An 18,365-nucleotide genomic window follows, 5' to 3' on the forward strand; every position below is an offset into this window, starting at 1 on the left:
GGGCCTACGCCGTGAAGTAGTCCGCCAGCACCGGCCCCAGCACCTCCGGCTCCACCACGTGCGTCTGCCCTTGCAGGACCCGGTACGTGCCCTGGGGCACGGTGTCCGCGACCGCGCGGGACGCCTCGCGCATCCACTGGGGGCTCGCCCCGCCCGCGACCGACAGAACCGGCACGGAGACCGCCGCGAGCCGGTCCCGGGGGAGCAGGCCGTCGCCCATGACCGTGTCGTCGTAGGCCAGGCTGGGCGCGACGGCCTCCATGCCGGCCCACATCGGCGACCGGCGGGCGCCCTGGATCATCTCCTCGGCGAGGCCGGTCAGCCGCAGGAACAGCTCCACCGCCTCCCCGCGCCGGCCGGCCGCGAGCGCCTCGGTCAGGGCCTCCTTGTACGCGGCCTCCCGCTCGGCGCCGCCCGCCAGTCCGTCGGCGTACGGCACCTCGTACACGGCCACCCGCCGCAGCGGCAGCCCGCTCGCCGCCGCCCGGAGCACCAGCGCACCGCCCGAGGAGACGCCGAACAGCGAGGCGTCGCCGCCCACCGCGTCGACCAGCGCGGCCAGGTCCTCGACCTCGCGCGCGACCTCGTACGGCGCCGTGTCGCCGCTCGCGCCACGGCCCCGGCGGTCGTACACGACGGCCGTGCAGCGGTCCGCGAGCCGCTCGGCCAGGGGCGCCACGGTGCCGCCGGTGGACATCGCGCCGCACACCAGGATCACCGCGGGCCCCCGGCCGCTCACTTCGTACGCGAGGGCGGTGCCGTCGCGCGAAGTCGTCATCTTGTCCATGCCGGTGCAGACTGCCCTACCGGCCCGGACTCATCGCCCGCGACACGTCGTGCCGCAATGAGGTCATGACACTTCGGCCTCTTCGGCCTCTGCGGCATCTTCGCTCTCTTCGACCTCGTAGAAGCAGTAGTGGTCCTTGATCCGGGCCACGTCCGGCTTCGGGTCCGGGTAACCCCAGACCAGGTCCGGCGCGTCCGGCAGGGACCAGTAGGACGCCGTGCCCTTGAAGGGGCAGACGGTGTGCGTGTCGGAGGGGGTCAGCAGGTCGAGGCGTACGTCCTCGGCGGGGATGTAGTACCGCGCGGGACAGCCCGTCTCGCGCAGCACCAGGGGTCGTCCGGTCTCCGCGAGCACCAGGTCCCCGTGCACCACGCGCACGTGCCGCTCGCCCTGTTCGATGGTGATGGTGTGTCCTTCGGTCATGTCTGGACAGCACTGCCGGGCGCACGGTTCTTCCCGCGTACGGTAGGGGCCATGAACATCTGCGTCTTCCTCTCCGCCGCCGACCTCGACGAGCGTTACACGCGCCCCGCGCGCGAGTTCGCGGAACTGCTCGGCAAGGCCGGTCACACGCTGGTCTGGGGCGGCTCCGACGCCGGACTGATGAAGGTCGTCGCCGACGGGGTGCAGGAGGCGGGCGGCAGGCTGCTGGGCGTCTCCGTGGAGTTCCTCGCCAACAAGGCGCGACCCGGCGCCGACGAGATGGTGATCGCCGCCGACCTCGCCGAACGCAAGAAGCTGCTGCTGGACAAGGCCGACGCCGTGGTCATCATGGTGGGCGGCACCGGCACGCTGGACGAGGCCACCGAGATCCTGGAGCTGAAGAAGCACGGCCGCACCGACAAGCCGGTCGTCCTGCTGAACACCGCGGGCTTCTACGACGGTCTGGAGCAGCAGTTCCGGCGCATGGAGGAGGAGGGCTTCCTGCCGCGTCCGCTGTCCGAGCTGATGTTCTTCGCCAAGGAGCCGGTGGGCGCGCTGGCCCACCTCGAGGAGACCCTGTCCGGCCGCTGATGCGAGCATGGCGGGCATGGCTACTCATGTGATCACCGGTGCCGGCTCCGGCATCGGCGCCGCCGTCGCCCGTCGGCTCCACGCGCGCGGGGACGAACTCATCCTCCACGCGCGCGACGCGGGCCGCGCGAAGGAGCTGGCGGCCGAGTTCCCCGGCGCCCGCACCCTGGTGGGCGACCTGGCCGACCCGGAGAAACTCTCCTGGGCGTTCTCCCACCAGACGCTCCCGGACCGCGTGGACTCCTTGCTGCACATCGCCGGGGTCGTGGACCTGGGCGAGGTCGGCGACCTGACCCCCAAGTCCTGGCGCCACCAGCTGAACGTCAACCTGATCGCCCCGGCCGAGCTGACCCGGCACTTCCTGCCGCAGCTGCGGGCCGCCCGCGGCCACGTGATCTTCGTCAACTCCGGCGCCGGCCTCAACGCCCACGCCGGCTGGTCCGCGTACGCCGCCTCGAAGCACGGCCTGAAGGCACTGGCGGACTCCCTGCGCGAGGAGGAACACGCGGGCGGTGTCCGTGTCACCTCGGTCTACCCCGGCCGCACGGCCAGCCCCATGCAGGCGAAGGTCCACCAGCAGGAGGGCAAGGACTACGACGCCGCGCGGTGGATCGACCCCGAGTCGGTCGCCACGACGATCCTCATGGCCCTGGACCTGCCCAGGGACGCCGAGGTCAACGACCTGACCGTCCGACCGGGACGATGAGCTCCGAGAGCACGGACGCCGCCACGATCCGGCAGTGGCTGGCCGAGGCCTGGTCCCGGACCGCGGCGGCCGTGCTGCTGGGCGGCCCGGATCTGCGCGCTCCGCTCGCCGAACGCCCGGTCGTGGGCGAGATCTTCGACCCGGCCGCCCTGGCCCGGCTGCGTGACCTCACCACCACCGGCGAGTTCACCGGCGACATCTGCCGCTGCCCGGGCAGCCCCACGGTGGCCCTGCTCGACACGGACGCCGAGTTCATCGCCGCGGGCAGCCTCCACGGCGACCGCGACATGTCCTGGGAACGCGCCCGCTTCCACAACAACCTCACGGTGGCCGACCCGGAGGCCCTGTACACCTTCCTGAACACCCACCGCTCACACGGATCCTGACCACCGCCCGTGGGCTGGGTACGGCATACCCTGCCGGAGTGAGTGAGAACAGCGAGTTCAGGTTCCCGGGGGCCACCGGTGTCGGGTCCATGCCCGGCGGCGACGCCCGGGAGGCCGCCAAGACAGTGACCGGCAGTTTCGAGGACTTCCCGTTCCTGCCGGAGCTGCCCGCCCGAGGGCCCGGCGCCGACATGATCGGCCGTACCGCCGGGATGCTGGTCGAGCTCTACGCGCGCGTGGAGCCCAGCGGCTGGCGGATCGGGGACCGGCCCGGCCGGGACACCAGGCGGGCGCGGTCCTGGCTGGGACAGGACCTGGACGCCCTGGAGGAGTTCACGCAAGGGTACGAAGGCGATCTCAAGGTCCAGGTGGTCGGCCCGTGGACCCTCGCCGCCGCCCTGGAGCTGAAGAACGGCGAGGCCGCCCTCTCCGACCCCGGCGCCTGCCGCGACCTCGCCGCCTCCCTCACCGAGGGCCTGCGGCTGCACCTCGCCGAGGTCCGGCGCCGTATCCCCGGCGCCCGGCTCGTCCTCCAGCTCGACGAGCCCTCCCTCACCGCCGTACTGCGCGGACAGGTCCGTACCGCCAGCGGCTACCGCACGCACCGCGCCGCCGACCGGCAGGTCGTGGAGGCCACCTTGCGGGATGTGATCGCGGTCCATGACGGCGGGCCCGTGGCCGTGCACTCCTGCGCGCCCGACGTGCCGTTCGCCCTGCTGCGGCGGAGCGGCGCCGACGCCGTCTCCTTCGACTTCTCGCTCCTCACCGAGCGTGACGACGACGCCATCGGCGAGGCCGTCGAGGGCGGCACGCGGCTGTTCGCCGGTGTCGTGCCGGGCACGGACGGCCCATTGTCAGACCCTGCCGGTAGCGTCATGGGTGTCAGGACGCTGTGGCGCAGGCTGGGGCTGCAACCAGGGCTGCTCGCCCAGGCCGTCACGGTGACCCCGGCGTGCGGTCTGGCGGGCGCTTCCCCCGCCTACGCACGCCAGGCGCTCGCCCACTGCGTCCGGGCGGCGAGATCCCTCGCGGACAACCCAGAGTAACGGGAGGACAATACGGTGGCCGGCGACAAGCAGCAGGCGGAGACGGCAGTGCCCGCCGAGGCACGGGAGAAGCACGCGCGGCTCGCTGAGCAGATCGAGGAGCACCGCTTCCGGTACTACGTGAAGGACGCGCCCGTCATCAGCGACGCGGACTTCGACAGGCTCCTGAAGACGCTGGAGGCGCTGGAGGAGCGGTACCCGGAGCTGCGCACCCCGGACTCGCCGACCCAGAAGGTCGCGGGGTCGTACGAGACGGAGTTCACGGCCGTCGAGCACCGCCAGCGGATGCTCTCGCTCGACAACACCTTCAACGACGAGGAGCTGGCCGCCTGGGCCGACCGCATCGCGCGCGAACTCGGCGACCAGGAGTACCACTTCCTGTGCGAGCTGAAGGTCGACGGCCTCGCGGTCAACCTCACCTACGAACACGGCCGTCTCACGCGCGCGGCCACCCGCGGCGACGGCCGCACCGGCGAGGACATTACGCCCAACGTCCGCACGATCGCCGAGATCCCGGACCGGCTGCACGGTGACGACGTCCCGGACCTCGTGGAGATCCGCGGCGAGGTCTACTTCCCGATGGAGAAGTTCCTGGAGCTGAACGAACGCCTGGTCGCCGCCGGTGACAAGCCATTCGCCAACCCCCGCAACGCCGCCGCGGGTTCGCTGCGCCAGAAGGACCCGCGCGTCACGGCCACCCGGCCGCTGCACATGGTCGTCCACGGCATCGGCGCACTGGAGGGCTTCACGGGCATGACCCGGCTGTCCCAGGCGTACGACCTGCTCAAGACCTGGGGCCTGCCCACCTCCTCGCACAACCGGGTGGTCGACGACCTCGACGGCGTAAGGGAGTTCATCGCCCGCTACGACGGCGAGATGCGCCACTCCGTGGAGCACGAGATCGACGGGGCCGTCATCAAGCTGGACGAGATCCGGCTCCAGGGCCGCCTCGGCTCCACCGCGCGGGCGCCCCGCTGGGCGATCGCCTACAAGTACGCGCCGGAAGAGGTCAACACCAAGCTCATCGACATCAAGGTGGGTGTCGGCCGCACCGGCCGCGTCACGCCGTACGCCCAGGTGGAGCCGGTCACGGTCGCGGGCAGCGAGGTCGAGTTCGCCACCCTGCACAACCAGGAGGTCGTCAAGGCCAAGGGCGTGCTCATCGGGGACACGGTCGTCATCCGCAAGGCCGGTGACGTCATCCCGGAGATCCTCGGCCCGGTGGTCGACCTGCGCGACGGCACCGAGCAGGAGTTCGTGATGCCGGTCGAGTGCCCCGAGTGCGGCACGCCGCTCCGGCCCATGAAGGAGGGCGACATCGACCTCCGCTGCCCCAACGCCCGTGCGTGCCCGGCCCAGTTGCGCGAGCGGGTCTCCTACCTCGCGGGCCGCGAATGCCTGGACATCGAGGGCTTCGGCGCGGTGGCCGCCGCCGCGCTCACCCGCCCGCTGGAGCCGGCCGAGCCGCCGCTGGTGGACGAGGGCGACCTGTTCGACCTCACGGTGGAGAAGCTGCTGCCCATCAAGGCCTATGTCCTCGACCCCGACAGCGGCCTGCCCAAGCGGGACCCGAAGACGGGCGAGGAGAAGGTCGTCACGGTCTTCGCCAACCAGAAGGGCGAGCCGAAGAAGAACACGCTCGCCCTGCTGGAGAACATCGAGGCGGCCAAGCAGCGCCCGCTCGCGAGATTCCTCAACGGACTGTCCATCCGGCACGTCGGACCGGTGGCCGCGCAGGCCCTCGCCCGCGAGTTCCGCTCCCTCGACCGCATCGAACAAGCCACCGAGGAGGAGCTGGCGGCCACCGACGGCGTCGGCCCGATCATCGCCGCCGCGCTGGGGGAATGGTTCGCCGAGGAGTGGCACCGCGAGATCGTCCGCAAGTGGAAGGCCGCCGGTGTCCCGCTGGAGGACGCCTCGACCGGCGAGGACGAGGGGCCGCGCCCGCTGGAGGGGCTCACCGTCGTCGTCACCGGCACGCTGGAGAAGTTCACCCGGGACGGCGCCAAGGAGGCGCTGCAGAGCCGGGGCGCGAAGGTGACCGGATCGGTTTCGAAAAAGACTTCGTTCGTCGTTGTGGGTGACAACCCGGGATCGAAGTACGACAAGGCCATGCAATTGAAGGTCCCGGTCCTGAACGAGGACGGTTTCGCTGTCCTCTTGGAGCAGGGCCCCGACGCTGCGGTCGAAGTCGCGCTTCCGACCGAGGAGTAGCGGTTGAAGGCCACCCGATCGGCGCATATCAGATGCATACGGGTGGCCCGGGCGCATTCGGGCAACCGTCGACGACCGGTGCCCGTGGAAGCCTTCAGCGGCCTACTGTTGAGACGTGCGCCTGCCGTGCCCAGCTGCGGTCGGGGCATCCCCGTGCGCTCCAAGGGCGCGGGGAACGTTTCTTCGACGCGGAGCCGCTGATGGGTGTCGTACATCGGGCCGCGTGGCGTGGGCACCGCCGGGTGTGAGAGGGACGGGAATGAAACCGACCGAGAGTGTCACCCCGGATTCACGGCTGCGCCTGCGCGCTCGCGCGTGCGCCTGGCGCGGGACCCGGTGGGCGGTGAGGGACATCGGGCGCCCGGGAGGCCGGGCCCGCCCGGTCCGGCCCGGCGCCGTCCCCGACGCCCACCCGCCGATACCCCTCGCCGCCATCGAGCCCGCCCCCGGCCTGCCGGGCGCCGACACCGACCGGCACCCGTCCTGGCCCGCACTGCCCGCGGCCCTCGTGGCCGCCGCCGGCCTCGTCCTGGCCGCCGGCTTCTACCGCGCCTTCACCGGCCACCACGCCCTCTTCCCGGGCGGCACCGTCGGCTGGTCGCTGGCCCTGCTCACCGGCGTCATCGTCGGCCACCTCGTCATGCTGGGCCGCGCCCGCTGGTGGGGCGGCACCGGCTCCGGCGCCGCCCTCACCCTCGCCGTCCTGCTGCTGTACGGCTGGGTGGCCGCCGGCATGGTCAGCCTCACCGTCGTCGTCCTGGTCGGCATCGCCCGGCGCCACCGCTGGCGGCAAGGCGTCCTGCACGGCGCGGTGGACATCATCGGCATCGGCGTGGGCGCCCTGCTGCTCCGCGCGTTCGGCCGCGTCCCGAGCGTCGAGACGCCCTGGCGGCCCCACAACTGGAGCGTCGCCACCGCCCCCGAGGTCGTCCTCGTCGCCGTCGCCTATCTCGCGGTCAGCCGTGGCCTGTTGTGGTACCTGCAGGCACCGCGCGGCGGCAGGATGCCCGCCGTGGACCGCGCCGCCCTGGTCAGGCAGGGCCTGGTCGCCGTCGCGCTGCTCGGCATCGCGCCCCTGCTGTGTGTCGTCGCCGACGCCGAGCCCATCCTGCTGCCGCTGTTCGCCATCCCGCTCGTCGCCCTCGACTCGGCCCTGTGGATGGCCCGCGCGCGTGCCGAGGAGCAGCTGCGCGACCCGCTGACCGGGCTGCCCAACCGGCAATGGCTGCTGGAGCGGATCTGGACCGCCCTCGACGACGCCGAGCGCATCGGCGCCCGCTCCGCCCTCATGCTGATCGACCTCGACCGCTTCCGGTCGGTGAACGACACCCTCGGTCATCTCGCCGGTGACCGGCTGCTGCTCCAGATAGCCGAGCGGCTGCGGCTCGCGCTGCCGCGCGGAGCGGAGGCCGCGCGGCTCGGCGGGGACGAGTTCGCGGTCTTACTGCCCGTCGCCGACTCCACCACGTCGGCCACCCGCGTCGCCCGCGCCCTCGTCGCCGACCTCAGCTCCCCGCTCGACCTCGACGGGCTCACCCTGGTCCTGGAGGCCAGCGCGGGCGTCGCCGTCTTCCCCGACCACGCCGTGGACGCCGAAGGGCTGCTGCGGCGGGCGGACGTGGCGATGTACCAGGCGAAGCGGGACCGTACGGGCGTCGAGGTCTACGAGTCCAAGCGGGACTCCAACACCCCCGACCGGCTCGGCCTGCTGGGCGATCTGCGCCGCGCGCTGGACGCGCACGAGGTGCAGCTGCACTACCAGCCCAAGGTCCGCTTCGACGGCCAGGTCGCCGGCCTGGAGGCGCTGGTGCGCTGGGTGCATCCCGAGCGCGGGAAGGTGCCGCCGGACGAGTTCATAGCGATCGCCGAGTCCTCCGGGCTGATGCCCCACCTCACCGAGTACGTGCTGGAGACCGCGCTCGCCCAGGTCGCCCGCTGGCGTGCGCAGGGGCTGCGGGTGCCGGTGGCGGTCAACGTCTCGCCGCGCGACGTGCACACGCCCGGGTTCGCCGGATCGGTCGCCGCGCGGCTGGCCCGGCACGGGGTCCCGGCCGGGGCGCTCCAGCTGGAGATCACCGAACACGTCCTGCTGGAGGACCCGCAGCGGGCCGCCGACACCCTCGCCGGGCTCACCGGGCACGGGGTGAAGATGTCGCTGGACGACTTCGGCACCGGGTACTCGTCCCTGGTCCATCTACGGCGGCTGCCGGTGAGCGAGCTGAAGATCGACCGCTCCTTCGTGGCCCGGCTGGCCGTCGACACCGAGGACTCGGAGATCGTGCGCTGCACCGTCGACCTGGCGCACTCGCTGGGCCTCCTCGTCGTCGCCGAGGGCGTGGAGGACGACGAGACGTGGGAGCGGCTGCGGGACATGGGCTGTGACGCGGTGCAGGGGTGGCTGGTGGCCGCGGCGATGCCGCCCGAGGAGACGACGGCGTGGCTGCTGGCGCGGGGGTCGCGGGGCTGGCAACGGCCGCGTGCCGCGCTGCCTGCCGCCGAGTAGCCCTCCCCTCCGCAGGTCGCTCAGCCCCCCCGCGAAGTGGCCGATCAGCAGCGCCAGCCGTCGTTCGTGTCCCTCCTGCGGCAACCGCCCGCTGCGCGTCAGCGTCGCCAGGCCGTGCAGCGCCGCCCAGAAGGTCTCCGTGAGCAGGCCGGGGTCGTCGTCCCCGGTCGCGGTCGGCGTCACCACGAGACGGAGCTGCTCGAACGCCTCCCGCAGAGCCGCCGGAGCCTCGGGCGTCGCGAACGGCAGGTCCACCGGGCGGGTGAACATCGCGTCGTAGAGGGCGGGCCGGCGCCGTGCGAAGGACGTGTACGTCCGCGCCACCGCCGCCAGCGCCTCCCGCGTGCCCCGTACCCCGGTCCGCGCCTGCCGTAGCCCGGCCGCCAGATCGGCGCACCCCTGCACCGCGACCGCCGCAATGATCGCGTCCTTGCCCTTGAAGTGGCTGTAGAGGACGGGCTGGCTGTACTCGATCTCGGCGGCCAGCCGGCGCGTGGTCACGGCGTCCCAGCCCTCGGCCTCCGCGAGTTCCCGCGCGGCCGTCACGATCAGCCGCTCGCGCTCCGCTCGTTCGCGCTCCCGGCGCGTCTGGATCGTCACGAGTCTCGATTCTAGCATCGCTAGTATTTCTTTCCATGCTCTGCTAGCTTCGCTCCCGTACCTAGCATCGCTAGCAAATGAAGCGTTCGAGAAGAGTCCAAGGAGTGCCGGCATGACTGTCACCGCGTACACGCTCGCCGTCCTGCTCGACCTGTTCTGCGTGTTCCTCGGCTACCGGTTCCTGTTCCGGCCCGGTCCCGCCGCGGCCGGCTACGGGGTTCCGGCCGACCCGCGCGGCGACGCCCGCGCCTATCTGTCGGTCAAGGGGCTCAGAGACGGCACCTTCGGGCTGCTGGGCCTGGCCCTGCTCGCCTTCACCGGCGCCCGGGCGGAGGCGTGGTTCATGGTCGCCGTGGCGCTCGTGCCCCTCGGCGACACCCTGATAGTCCTGCGCAACGGCGGCACGAAAGCCGTCGCCTTCGGGATCCACTTCGCCACCGCGATCGTTGTAATGATCAGTGCCGGACTGCTCTTCGCGGTCTGACGACACCGCACATCTGACGACACCGCACAGGGGGAGATCCACCATGTCGCTGTTCGTGCCGAAGTTCGACGACACCGTCCTGGTCCGGGACGCGGAGGCCGAGGTCGTCGGTCAGGCGCCCACCACCCTCAAGCTGCTCGCCGACAGCAGTGCCAGCGGCGGCGCGCTGTCCACCGTGCGGGTCACGCTCGCGGAAGGGGCCGACGGCGCCCGGCCGCACGTGCACCACCGCTCCGCCGAGATGTTCTTCCTGCTCGACGGCGAGGCGGAGCTGCTCTCCGGTGACGACGTCGTCACCGCCCGGCGCGGAGACCTGGTGATCGTGCCGCCGGACCGGCCGCACGCCTTCGCCGCCGCCCCCGGCAGCCCGGCCGACCTGCTCATCGTCATCGCCCCGGGCGTCGAGCGCTTCGACTACTTCCGCCACCTCCAGCGCATCCGTCTGGGCGAGGTCACCCAGGAGAGCCTGCTGGAGGTGCAGGAGCTGTACGACAACCACTTCCTGAAGAGCGCCGTCTGGGACGCTCGCCGGTGACGCAGGCAAACCGTTTCACGGGCACCCTGCCCCGCCCCATAGGATTGGGGAACCACACACACTCACCCCAGAGGATCGCTGCATGCCTGGCATCACGCGCGAGGAGGTCGCCCACCTCGCCCGGCTGGCGCGTCTGGAGCTGAAGCCCGAAGAACTCGACCACTTCGCGGGACAGCTGGACGACATCATCGGCGCGGTCGCCCGCGTCAGCGAGGTCGCCGACCAAGACGTACCGCCGACCTCCCACCCGCTGCCGCTGACGAACGTCATGCGTGCGGACGAGGTCCGTCCCTCGCTCACCCCCGAGCAGGCGCTCTCCGGCGCCCCGGCCCAGGAGCAGCAGCGTTTCAAGGTGCCGCAGATCCTGGGGGAGGACTAACCGTCATGACGGACAGCAACATCATCAAGCTCACCGCGGCCGAGATCGCCGGGAAGATCGCCTCCGGCGAACTGACGGCCGTCGAGGTCGCCGAGGCGCACCTCGCCCGGATCGACGCGGTCGACGAGAAGGTGCACGCCTTCCTGTACGTCGACCGTGAGGGAGCACTCGCCCAGGCGCGCGCCGTGGACGAGAAGCGGGCCCGCGGCGAGAAGCTCGGCCCGCTGGCCGGCGTCCCGATCGCGCTCAAGGACATCTTCACCACCGAGGGCGTGCCCACGACCGTCGGCTCGAAGATCCTCGAAGGCTGGATCCCGCCGTACGACGCGACGGTCACCAAGCGGCTGAAGGACGCCGACGTCGTCATCCTCGGCAAGACCAACATGGACGAGTTCGCCATGGGGTCGTCGACGGAGAACAGCGCCTACGGCCCGACCGGCAACCCCTGGGACCTCACCAAGATCCCCGGCGGCTCCGGCGGCGGTTCGAGCGCCTCCCTCGCCGCCTTCCAGGCCCCGCTCGCCATCGGCACCGACACCGGCGGCTCCATCCGCCAGCCGGCCGCCGTCACCGGCACGGTCGGCGTGAAGCCGACGTACGGCGCGGTGTCCCGCTTCGGCATGGTCGCCTTCTCGTCCTCCCTGGACCAGGGCGGCCCCTGCGCCCGTACGGTCCTGGACGCCGCCCTGCTGCACGAGGTGATCGCCGGGCACGACCCGCTCGACTCCACCTCCGTCGACGTCCCGGTCCCGCCGGTCGTCGAGGCCGCCCGCAACGGCAGCGTCGAGGGCATGCGCGTCGGCGTGGTCAAGCAGTTCCGCGGCGAGGGCTACCAGGCCGGTGTCATCCAGCGCTTCGACGAGTCCGTCGCGCTGCTGAAGGAGCTGGGCGCCGAGATCGTCGAGCTGGACTGCCCGTCCTTCGACCTCGCGCTGTCGGCGTACTACCTGATCGCCCCCTCCGAGTGCTCCTCCAACCTCGCCCGCTTCGACGGCCTGCGCTACGGCCTGCGTACGGGCGACGACGGCGGCCACTCGGCCGAGGAGGTCACCTCCCTCACCCGTGAGGCGGGCTTCGGCCCGGAGGTCAAGCGCCGCGTCATGCTCGGCACGTACGCCCTGTCGAGCGGCTACTACGACGCCTACTACGGCTCCGCCCAGAAGGTCCGCACGCTCATCACGCGGGACTTCGAGAAGGCCTTCGAGCAGGTCGACGTCATCGTCTCGCCGACGACCCCGACCACCGCCTTCCCGATCGGCGAGCGTGCCGACGACCCGATGGCGATGTACCTCGCGGACCTGTGCACCATCCCGACCAACCTGGCGGGCAACGCGGCCATGTCCCTGCCCTGCGGTCTCGCCCCGGAGGACAACCTCCCGGTGGGTCTGCAGATCATCGCCCCGGCGCTCAAGGACGACCGGCTGTACAAGGTGGGCGCGGCCGTCGAGGCCGCCTTCGTGGAAAAGTGGGGACACCCGCTGCTGGAGGAGGCTCCGTCGCTGTGAGCAAGCTGTCCAAGGCCAAGGACTTCAAGAAGTCCAAGTCCGGTACGTATCTGTCGATGGCCACCACCGCGTTCGGCGCGATCGGTGTCACCAAGCAGATCAAGAAGGCCCGTGCCGAGCACGACACGCTGCGCCTCATCGACGCCACTGTGTCCGCCGTCGCGATCGTCACCGGCCTCGCCATCCTCTACCGCGAGCTGAAGCGGCTGGGCGACGACGACGTCCTGCTGGGCTGAGAGGGAAGTTTTCACCGTGACCACCACGACCGACCTGGTGTCGTACGAGGACGCGCTGGCGTCGTACGACCCCGTCATGGGCCTCGAGGTCCATGTCGAACTCGGCACCAGGACCAAGATGTTCTGCGGCTGTTCGACCGAGCTGGGCGCCGAGCCCAACTCGCAGACCTGCCCGACCTGCCTCGGCCTGCCCGGCGCCCTCCCGGTCGTCAACGCGACCGGCGTCGAGTCCGCGATCAAGATCGGCCTCGCGCTGAACTGCGAGATCGCCGAGTGGTGCCGCTTCGCCCGGAAGAACTACTTCTATCCGGACATGCCGAAGAACTTCCAGACCTCCCAGTACGACGAGCCGATCGCCTTCAACGGCTACCTCGACGTACAGCTGGAGGACGGCGAGACCTTCCGCGTGGAGATCGAGCGCGCCCACATGGAGGAGGACACCGGCAAGTCGACGCACGTCGGCGGCGCCACCGGCCGTATCCACGGCGCGTCCCACTCCCTGCTGGACTACAACCGCGCCGGCATCCCGCTCATCGAGATCGTCACCAAGCCCATCGTCGGCGCCGGCGAGCGTGCCCCCGAGGTGGCGAAGGCGTACGTCCGTGAGCTGCGCGAGGTCATCCGGGCCCTCGGTGTGTCCGAGGCCCGCATGGAGATGGGCCAGATGCGCTGCGACGTGAACCTGTCGCTGCGCCCGCACGGCCGGGAGAAGTTCGGCACCCGGTCCGAGACCAAGAACGTGAACTCGCTGCGGTCCGTGGAGCGCGCGGCCCGCTACGAGATCATGCGCCACGCCGCCGTGCTCGGCGGTGGCGGCACGATCATCCAGGAAACCCGCCACTTCCACGAGGACACCGGGTCCACCACCTCGGGCCGCGTGAAGGAGGAGGCCGAGGACTACCGGTACTTCCCGGAGCCCGACCTCGTCCCCGTGGCGCCCGCGCGCGAGTGGGTCGAGGAGATCCGCACCGCGCTGCCGGAGATGCCGCTGGCCCGCCGCACCCGGCTGCTCGCCGAATGGGGCATCTCGGCCACCGATATGCAGGCGATCCTCAACGCCGGTGCGCTGGACCCGATCGTCGCCACGATCGACGCCGGTGCCGACGCGGCCTCCGCCCGCAAGTGGTGGATGGGCGAACTGGCGCGCAGCGCCAACGAGTCCGGCACGTCCCTGGACGAGCTGGCCATCACGCCGCAGCAGGTGGCCCGGGTCACCGAGCTGGTCACGAAGGGCGACCTGAACGACAAGCTGGCCCGTCAGGTCATCGAGGGCGTCCTCGCGGGCGAAGGCACGCCGGACGAGGTCGTCGACAAGCGCGGTCTGAAGGTCGTCTCCGACGAGGGCGCGCTGACCACCGCCGTCGAGGAGGCCATCGCCGGCAACCCCGGCATCGCGGACAAGATCCGCGGTGGCAAGGTGGCCGCGGCCGGTGCCCTGGTCGGCGCCGTCATGAAGGCCACCCGGGGGCAGGCCGACGCGGCCCGCGTCAAGGAGCTGATCCTTCAGCAGCTGGGCGTCAGCGAGGGCTGAGCCGCCGTCAGCAGCAGACACGGGGGGACGCGCCGAGCCCGGCGCGTCCCCCCGTGTCGTAGGCCCCTCACCCGCAGGCACTACGCTCGCCCGCCATGAGTGGACGCACCGATACCGACACCCGGCCCGCGATAACCGACGACGCCGACGACGCGGAGGAAGCCGCGGAGGAAGTCCTGGACGAAGACGCCGAGGAGCAGGTCGAGGGTGCGCGCCGGGCACGCTGGGCCGCCGCCGGTACCGGCGTGCTGCTGACCCTCGCCGGGCTCGCCGCCGCCCTGCTCCGGCTGGCCGCTTCCGCCCCCGCCCGCGTCCCCGCCGCCTACGCCCTCGGTGCCGCCGTGTGCGCCCTCGCCGCGCTGCTCGGTGCCAGGGGCCGTACCCGCAGGGCCCTGTGGCTGCTGATCGCCGGGACGATGGTCATGGCGCTGGGGGACCAGTTCGACTGAAGTGCCCAGGGGCGCGACAGAGTTCGCCGAAGTGTCCTGTGACCTCACTCGCACTCTTGTGAAGAAGCCCACGATCATGGCAAACGATCACTTTTGCCTGCAAGAGTGTCCTGCGATTGCTCATCCTTTCTTTGCGGGCAGTTCAGTCCATGGACGATTGTTCCCGGCCAAAGATCCATAAATCGTTCCCTGGGAGCACGTCCGTGGCAGAACTCGCCCGTTGGTGTGTCCGGCACCGGCTGATCGCCGTGCTGCTGTGGCTTCTCGCCTTCGGCGGGGTGAGCGCGGCCGCCGCCGTGGCCGGTACGTCGTACTCGAACGACTACGAGGTGCCGGGCACCGAGTCCGGCCGGGCCACGCAGCTGCTCCAGGAGGGTTTTCCGGGCCTGGGCGGGGACAGCGACACCGTCGTCTGGCACACCACCGGCGGCAGCGTCCGCGCCGCCGACGTCGAGCAGGACATGACCCGCACCCTCGACCGGATCGCCGCACTGCCCGGTGTCGCCTCGGTGTCCGGACCGTACGGCGGCCAGGGCACGCACCGGATCAGCGCGGACGGCCGTACGGCCTACGCCACCGTCACCTTCACCCGGCCCTCCGAGGAGATCGGCAAGGCCGAGGCACAGGCCGTGGTGCGCACCGCCAAGGCCGCCGAGGGCGACGGGCTCCAAGTGGAGCTGGGCGGCGACGCGATCGCGCTCACCGCGTCCCCGCGCGAACACACCGCCGAGCTGGTCGGCGTGCTCGTCGCGGCCGTCGTGCTGTTCCTCGCCTTCGGCTCGCTCGCCGCCTCGGCCCTGCCCATCGCCACCGCGCTGGTCGGCGTCGGCACCGCCTACGCCGGCATCGGGCTGCTCGGACACGCCATGACGGTCGCCGACTTCGCGCCCATGCTCGGCATGCTGATCGGGCTCGGCGTCGGCATCGACTACGCGCTGTTCATAGTGACCAGACACCGGCGCGGACTGAAACGCGGCCTGAGTGTCACCGAGGCCGCGGTGAGTGCCGTGGCCACCACCGGACGCGCCGTCGTCTTCGCGGGTGCGACGGTGTGCATCGCCCTGCTCGGGATGCTGATACTGCGGCTGGGCTTCCTCAACGGGGTCGCCGTGGCGGCCTCGTTGACGGTCGTGCTCACCGTCGCGGCCTCGGTCACCCTGCTGCCCGCCCTGCTGTCGTACCTCGGCCCGCGCGCCCTCAGCCGCCGCGAGCGGCGCCGGCTCGCCGCGCACGGGCCGCGCCCGGAGCTGCCCACGGGCCTCGCCGCCCGCTGGTCGGCGCTGGTCGAACGCCACCCCAAGCTGCTCGGCGCGCTCGCGCTCGCCGTCGTCGCCGTGCTCGCCCTGCCGACCCTCTCGCTGCACCTCGGCACCTCCGACCAGGGCAACGACCCGCGCACCTCCACCACCCGCAAGGCCTACGACCTGCTCGCCGCGGGCTTCGGCCCCGGGGTGAACGGGCCGCTCACCCTGGTGACACGGGTGGAAGGAGCCGCCGACAAGCTCGCCCTGGACAACCTCGGCACGACGCTGCGCGACACCCAGGGCGTCGCCTCCGTCACCCCGGTCGCGTACGACACCGGCGGCGACACCGCCTACCTCACGGTCGTCCCCGACTCCGCGCCCCAGTCGCAGGACACCAGTGCCCTCGTGGACCGGCTGCGCACCGAGGTCCTGCCGCGCGCACAGACCGGCACCTCCCTCGACGTCCAGGTCGGCGGAGTGACGGCCGGCTACGACGACTTCGCGGATGTGATCGTCGGCAAACTGCCGCTGTTCGTCGGCTCGGTCGTCGGACTCGGCTGCCTCCTGCTGCTGGTCGCCTTCCGTTCGCTCGGCATCCCGGCGAAGGCCGCCGCCATGAACATCGCCGCCGTGGCCGCCGCGTTCGGCGTCGTCGTCGCCGTCTTCCAGTGGGGCTGGGGCAGCGAACTGCTCGGCCTCGGGCGGGCCGGGCCCATCGAGCCCTTCCTGCCCGTGATCATGGTCTCGGTGCTCTTCGGCCTCTCCATGGACTACCAGGTCTTCCTGGTCAGCCGGATGTACGAGGAGTGGCTGGAGACCGGCGACAACCGGCGAGCCGTCCGCGTGGGCCTCGCCGAGACCAGCCGGGTCATCAACTCCGCCGCGGTCATCATGATCTCGGTCTTCCTCGCCTTCGTGCTCAGCGGCGACCGGGTCATCGCCATGTTCGGCATAGCGCTGGCCTCGGCCGTAGCCCTCGACGCCTTCGTGCTGCGCACCCTGCTCGTGCCAGCGCTGATGCATCTGCTCGGCCCCGCCAACTGGTGGCTGCCCGCCTGGCTGGAACGCCGCCTGCCCCGCATCAGCATCGAGCCGCCCGAGTGCCGTACCGCCCATGAGAGGCTCGGCACGGTCCCGGTGGCGCACTTGCGAGAGGAACAGCACGATGTACGCGATATCCCTGGGTGACGACGGGGCCGAACTGCGGCCGCTGGAGGTGTGGCACGCCGAGGAGGTGCTCGCCACCGTCGACCGGGGACGCGAGTTCATCGGCCGGCACGTCGGGCTGCCGGACGTGGTGTCCGACCTGGACGGCGCCCGCGCGTGGCTGAAGTCCTACGCCGACCGGCGCGCCGTCGACGGCGGGAGTCTGCACGGCATCTGGCTGGACGGAAAGCTGGTCGGCGGGCTGCTGTTCCGCGTGTGGGACACCCCGAGCGGGGTGTGCGAGGCCGGCTGCTGGCTGGAGCCGGCGGCGGCCGGGCGCGGACTGGTCACGCGCGGCATGCGGATACTGCTGGACTGGGCCTTCGAGGAGCGCGGCATGCACCGCGTGGAGTGGCAGGTCTCCTCGGCCAACGAGCCCAGCATCAACGTGGCCCGGCGGCTCGGCATGACGCGCGAGGGCGTGCTCCGCGAGAACTACCCGCACCGGGGCGTGCGCACCAGCACCGAGATCTGGGCGGTGCTCGCCCCCGAGTGGCGTACGGCACGCGCGCGTAGCGGGCAGAACGATCATTAATAGACCTCTCAGACAGCCTCCGTACGGTGCCAGGCATGGCAACGAAGACAGAGGCCGGCGCAGAGGCGCGAAACGACGACGAGACAGCGGTGGAGACCGTCACCGCCGAGGAGGAGGCCGCGCAGGCGGAGGCCGGTGACCAGAGCCCGGAGCTCGAGGAGAACCCGGAACCCGACGAGGAGGCCGCCGAGCCGGAGGCCAAGGTGCCTTCCGGGGTCGGCCAGGGCGCCGGTGCCGTCGTCTCCGCCGTGCTGGGCCTGGTCTCGCTCAGCGGCGGCTGGATCGGCACCATCGCCGGCGCCCGCGAACAGCTCGTCGGGCAGCTGCGCACCTCCTCCACCGCGAGCGTCGCCACGCAGATCAAGGAGGTCTACGGCGACGCCTGGCACAGCACCGCCCTGTGGGCTGGCCTGTTCGCGCTGGCCGCGCTGCTCACCGGCGTGGTCGTGCTCGCCCGGCCCGCTTTCGGCGTTCCCGGCCGCCCGCAGGCCCCGTGGATCAAGTCGGTCGCCTGGGCGGGTGTCTCGCTCGGTGTCATCGGCCTGGTCCTGGCCGTCCTGAAGTACTCCGACGCGCTGCTGGGCCTGCCCTCGGCGAGCTGAGAAACCGCAGGTCCCAGGGGCCTTAGGGAATCCGTGAGCACCTTACGGACTCCCTGAGGCCCCTTACGCGCGCGCGTGCGGCCCGCGGGCGGCGCGAAGATGCGGAACTCTCCCGATGCGGCACACCCCCCTCGCGGACGAAGGTGGAGGCATCGCAGAACGCGAGGCTTTTCACCGACTCCCTTCGAAGGAAACGCCGTGATCGAGATCGAGTACCACAGGATGCGTGCCGCCCAGCTGATCCGCGAGGCCGAGCAGGAGCGGCTGGCCCGCTCTCTCACCCGGGCCCGCCGCGCCGCCCGCCGCGCGGAGCCTGCCGACCACGACCGCACGGGTGCCGAGTCCCATACCGACCGGCCCGGCCGGCGCCGGCTTCCGCGCACCGCGTGAACACCGGGCCGGC

19 protein-coding genes and 1 pseudogene are annotated in these 18,365 nt (G+C 71.7%); 17 read left to right on the forward strand and 3 right to left on the reverse strand.

Annotated features, from left to right (window positions below):
• Positions 1-4: 4 nt before the first annotated feature.
• Positions 5-787 (reverse strand): alpha/beta fold hydrolase, encoded by a 783-nt coding sequence (locus ADK64_RS27095; protein ID WP_053662952.1) that lies wholly within the window; start codon positions 785-787, stop codon positions 5-7.
• Positions 788-850: 63 nt separating this feature from the next.
• Complete coding sequence (locus ADK64_RS27100; protein WP_053662955.1) at positions 851-1,210, reverse strand: DUF427 domain-containing protein; 360 nt, start codon at positions 1,208-1,210, stop codon at positions 851-853.
• Between the two features lie 51 nt (positions 1,211-1,261).
• Here ADK64_RS27100 and ADK64_RS27105 point away from each other — a divergent pair, with 51 nt between their 5' ends.
• From ADK64_RS27105 to ADK64_RS27130, 6 genes are all read left to right on the forward strand, one after another.
• Positions 1,262-1,801, forward strand: coding sequence for a TIGR00730 family Rossman fold protein (locus ADK64_RS27105; protein ID WP_053662956.1), 540 nt, complete (start codon positions 1,262-1,264; stop codon positions 1,799-1,801).
• 7 nt (positions 1,802-1,808) lie between these two features.
• Positions 1,809-2,507: an SDR family oxidoreductase gene (locus ADK64_RS27110; protein ID WP_053662958.1), complete on the forward strand. Its 699-nt coding sequence runs from the start codon at positions 1,809-1,811 to the stop codon at positions 2,505-2,507.
• Positions 2,504-2,893: a hypothetical protein gene (locus ADK64_RS27115; protein WP_053662960.1), complete on the forward strand. Its 390-nt coding sequence runs from the start codon at positions 2,504-2,506 to the stop codon at positions 2,891-2,893. The genes ADK64_RS27110 and ADK64_RS27115 overlap by 4 nt, the downstream gene beginning before the upstream one ends.
• A 38-nt stretch (positions 2,894-2,931) precedes the next feature.
• The gene (locus ADK64_RS27120; protein ID WP_078992853.1) at positions 2,932-3,939 is read left to right on the forward strand and encodes a methionine synthase; all 1,008 of its coding nucleotides are present in this window, start codon (positions 2,932-2,934) and stop codon (positions 3,937-3,939) included.
• A gap of 15 nt (positions 3,940-3,954) precedes the next feature.
• Entirely contained in the window at positions 3,955-6,153 is a 2,199-nt protein-coding gene (ligA, locus tag ADK64_RS27125) for an NAD-dependent DNA ligase LigA (protein ID WP_053662964.1), read from the forward strand.
• Positions 6,154-6,412: 259 nt separating this feature from the next.
• Positions 6,413-8,656: a putative bifunctional diguanylate cyclase/phosphodiesterase gene (locus ADK64_RS27130; RefSeq protein ID WP_053662966.1), complete on the forward strand. Its 2,244-nt coding sequence runs from the start codon at positions 6,413-6,415 to the stop codon at positions 8,654-8,656.
• Positions 8,657-8,686: 30 nt separating this feature from the next.
• Here ADK64_RS27130 and ADK64_RS43465 read toward each other — a convergent pair.
• Positions 8,687-9,256, reverse strand: a pseudogene (locus ADK64_RS43465) (TetR/AcrR family transcriptional regulator); the annotation flags it as partial.
• Positions 9,257-9,368: 112 nt separating this feature from the next.
• Between ADK64_RS43465 and ADK64_RS27135 the strand changes: the two are divergent.
• From ADK64_RS27135 to ADK64_RS27185, 11 genes are all read left to right on the forward strand, one after another.
• A complete protein-coding gene (locus ADK64_RS27135) occupies positions 9,369-9,740 on the forward strand; it encodes a DUF4267 domain-containing protein (RefSeq protein ID WP_053662968.1) in 372 nt (123 codons plus the stop codon).
• A gap of 43 nt (positions 9,741-9,783) precedes the next feature.
• Positions 9,784-10,275, forward strand: coding sequence for a cupin domain-containing protein (locus ADK64_RS27140; protein WP_053662970.1), 492 nt, complete (start codon positions 9,784-9,786; stop codon positions 10,273-10,275).
• An 82-nt stretch (positions 10,276-10,357) separates the two neighbouring features.
• A complete protein-coding gene (gene gatC / locus ADK64_RS27145; RefSeq protein WP_018531282.1) occupies positions 10,358-10,654 on the forward strand; it encodes an Asp-tRNA(Asn)/Glu-tRNA(Gln) amidotransferase subunit GatC in 297 nt (98 codons plus the stop codon).
• Positions 10,655-10,659: 5 nt separating this feature from the next.
• The gene (gene gatA, locus ADK64_RS27150; RefSeq protein WP_053662972.1) at positions 10,660-12,159 is read left to right on the forward strand and encodes an Asp-tRNA(Asn)/Glu-tRNA(Gln) amidotransferase subunit GatA; all 1,500 of its coding nucleotides are present in this window, start codon (positions 10,660-10,662) and stop codon (positions 12,157-12,159) included.
• The gene (locus tag ADK64_RS27155) at positions 12,156-12,395 is read left to right on the forward strand and encodes a hypothetical protein (RefSeq protein WP_053662973.1); all 240 of its coding nucleotides are present in this window, start codon (positions 12,156-12,158) and stop codon (positions 12,393-12,395) included. The genes gatA and ADK64_RS27155 overlap by 4 nt, the downstream gene beginning before the upstream one ends.
• Positions 12,396-12,411: 16 nt before the next feature.
• Positions 12,412-13,926: an Asp-tRNA(Asn)/Glu-tRNA(Gln) amidotransferase subunit GatB gene (gene gatB, locus ADK64_RS27160; RefSeq protein ID WP_053662975.1), complete on the forward strand. Its 1,515-nt coding sequence runs from the start codon at positions 12,412-12,414 to the stop codon at positions 13,924-13,926.
• Positions 13,927-14,021: 95 nt separating this feature from the next.
• Positions 14,022-14,375, forward strand: a complete 354-nt coding sequence (locus tag ADK64_RS27165) for a hypothetical protein (protein ID WP_053662977.1) — start codon at positions 14,022-14,024, stop codon at positions 14,373-14,375.
• Between the two features lie 203 nt (positions 14,376-14,578).
• The gene (locus ADK64_RS27170) at positions 14,579-16,807 is read left to right on the forward strand and encodes an MMPL family transporter (protein ID WP_053662979.1); all 2,229 of its coding nucleotides are present in this window, start codon (positions 14,579-14,581) and stop codon (positions 16,805-16,807) included.
• The gene (locus ADK64_RS27175) at positions 16,785-17,360 is read left to right on the forward strand and encodes a GNAT family N-acetyltransferase (protein ID WP_053662981.1); all 576 of its coding nucleotides are present in this window, start codon (positions 16,785-16,787) and stop codon (positions 17,358-17,360) included. Before ADK64_RS27170 ends, ADK64_RS27175 begins: the two co-directional genes overlap by 23 nt.
• A 35-nt stretch (positions 17,361-17,395) precedes the next feature.
• The gene (locus tag ADK64_RS27180; RefSeq protein WP_053662983.1) at positions 17,396-17,962 is read left to right on the forward strand and encodes a hypothetical protein; all 567 of its coding nucleotides are present in this window, start codon (positions 17,396-17,398) and stop codon (positions 17,960-17,962) included.
• A gap of 198 nt (positions 17,963-18,160) precedes the next feature.
• The gene (locus tag ADK64_RS27185; RefSeq protein WP_053662985.1) at positions 18,161-18,352 is read left to right on the forward strand and encodes a hypothetical protein; all 192 of its coding nucleotides are present in this window, start codon (positions 18,161-18,163) and stop codon (positions 18,350-18,352) included.
• Positions 18,353-18,365: the final 13 nt, after the last annotated feature.

The organism is Streptomyces sp. MMG1121, assembly GCF_001280015.1.
Lineage (GTDB): Bacteria > Actinomycetota > Actinomycetes > Streptomycetales > Streptomycetaceae > Streptomyces.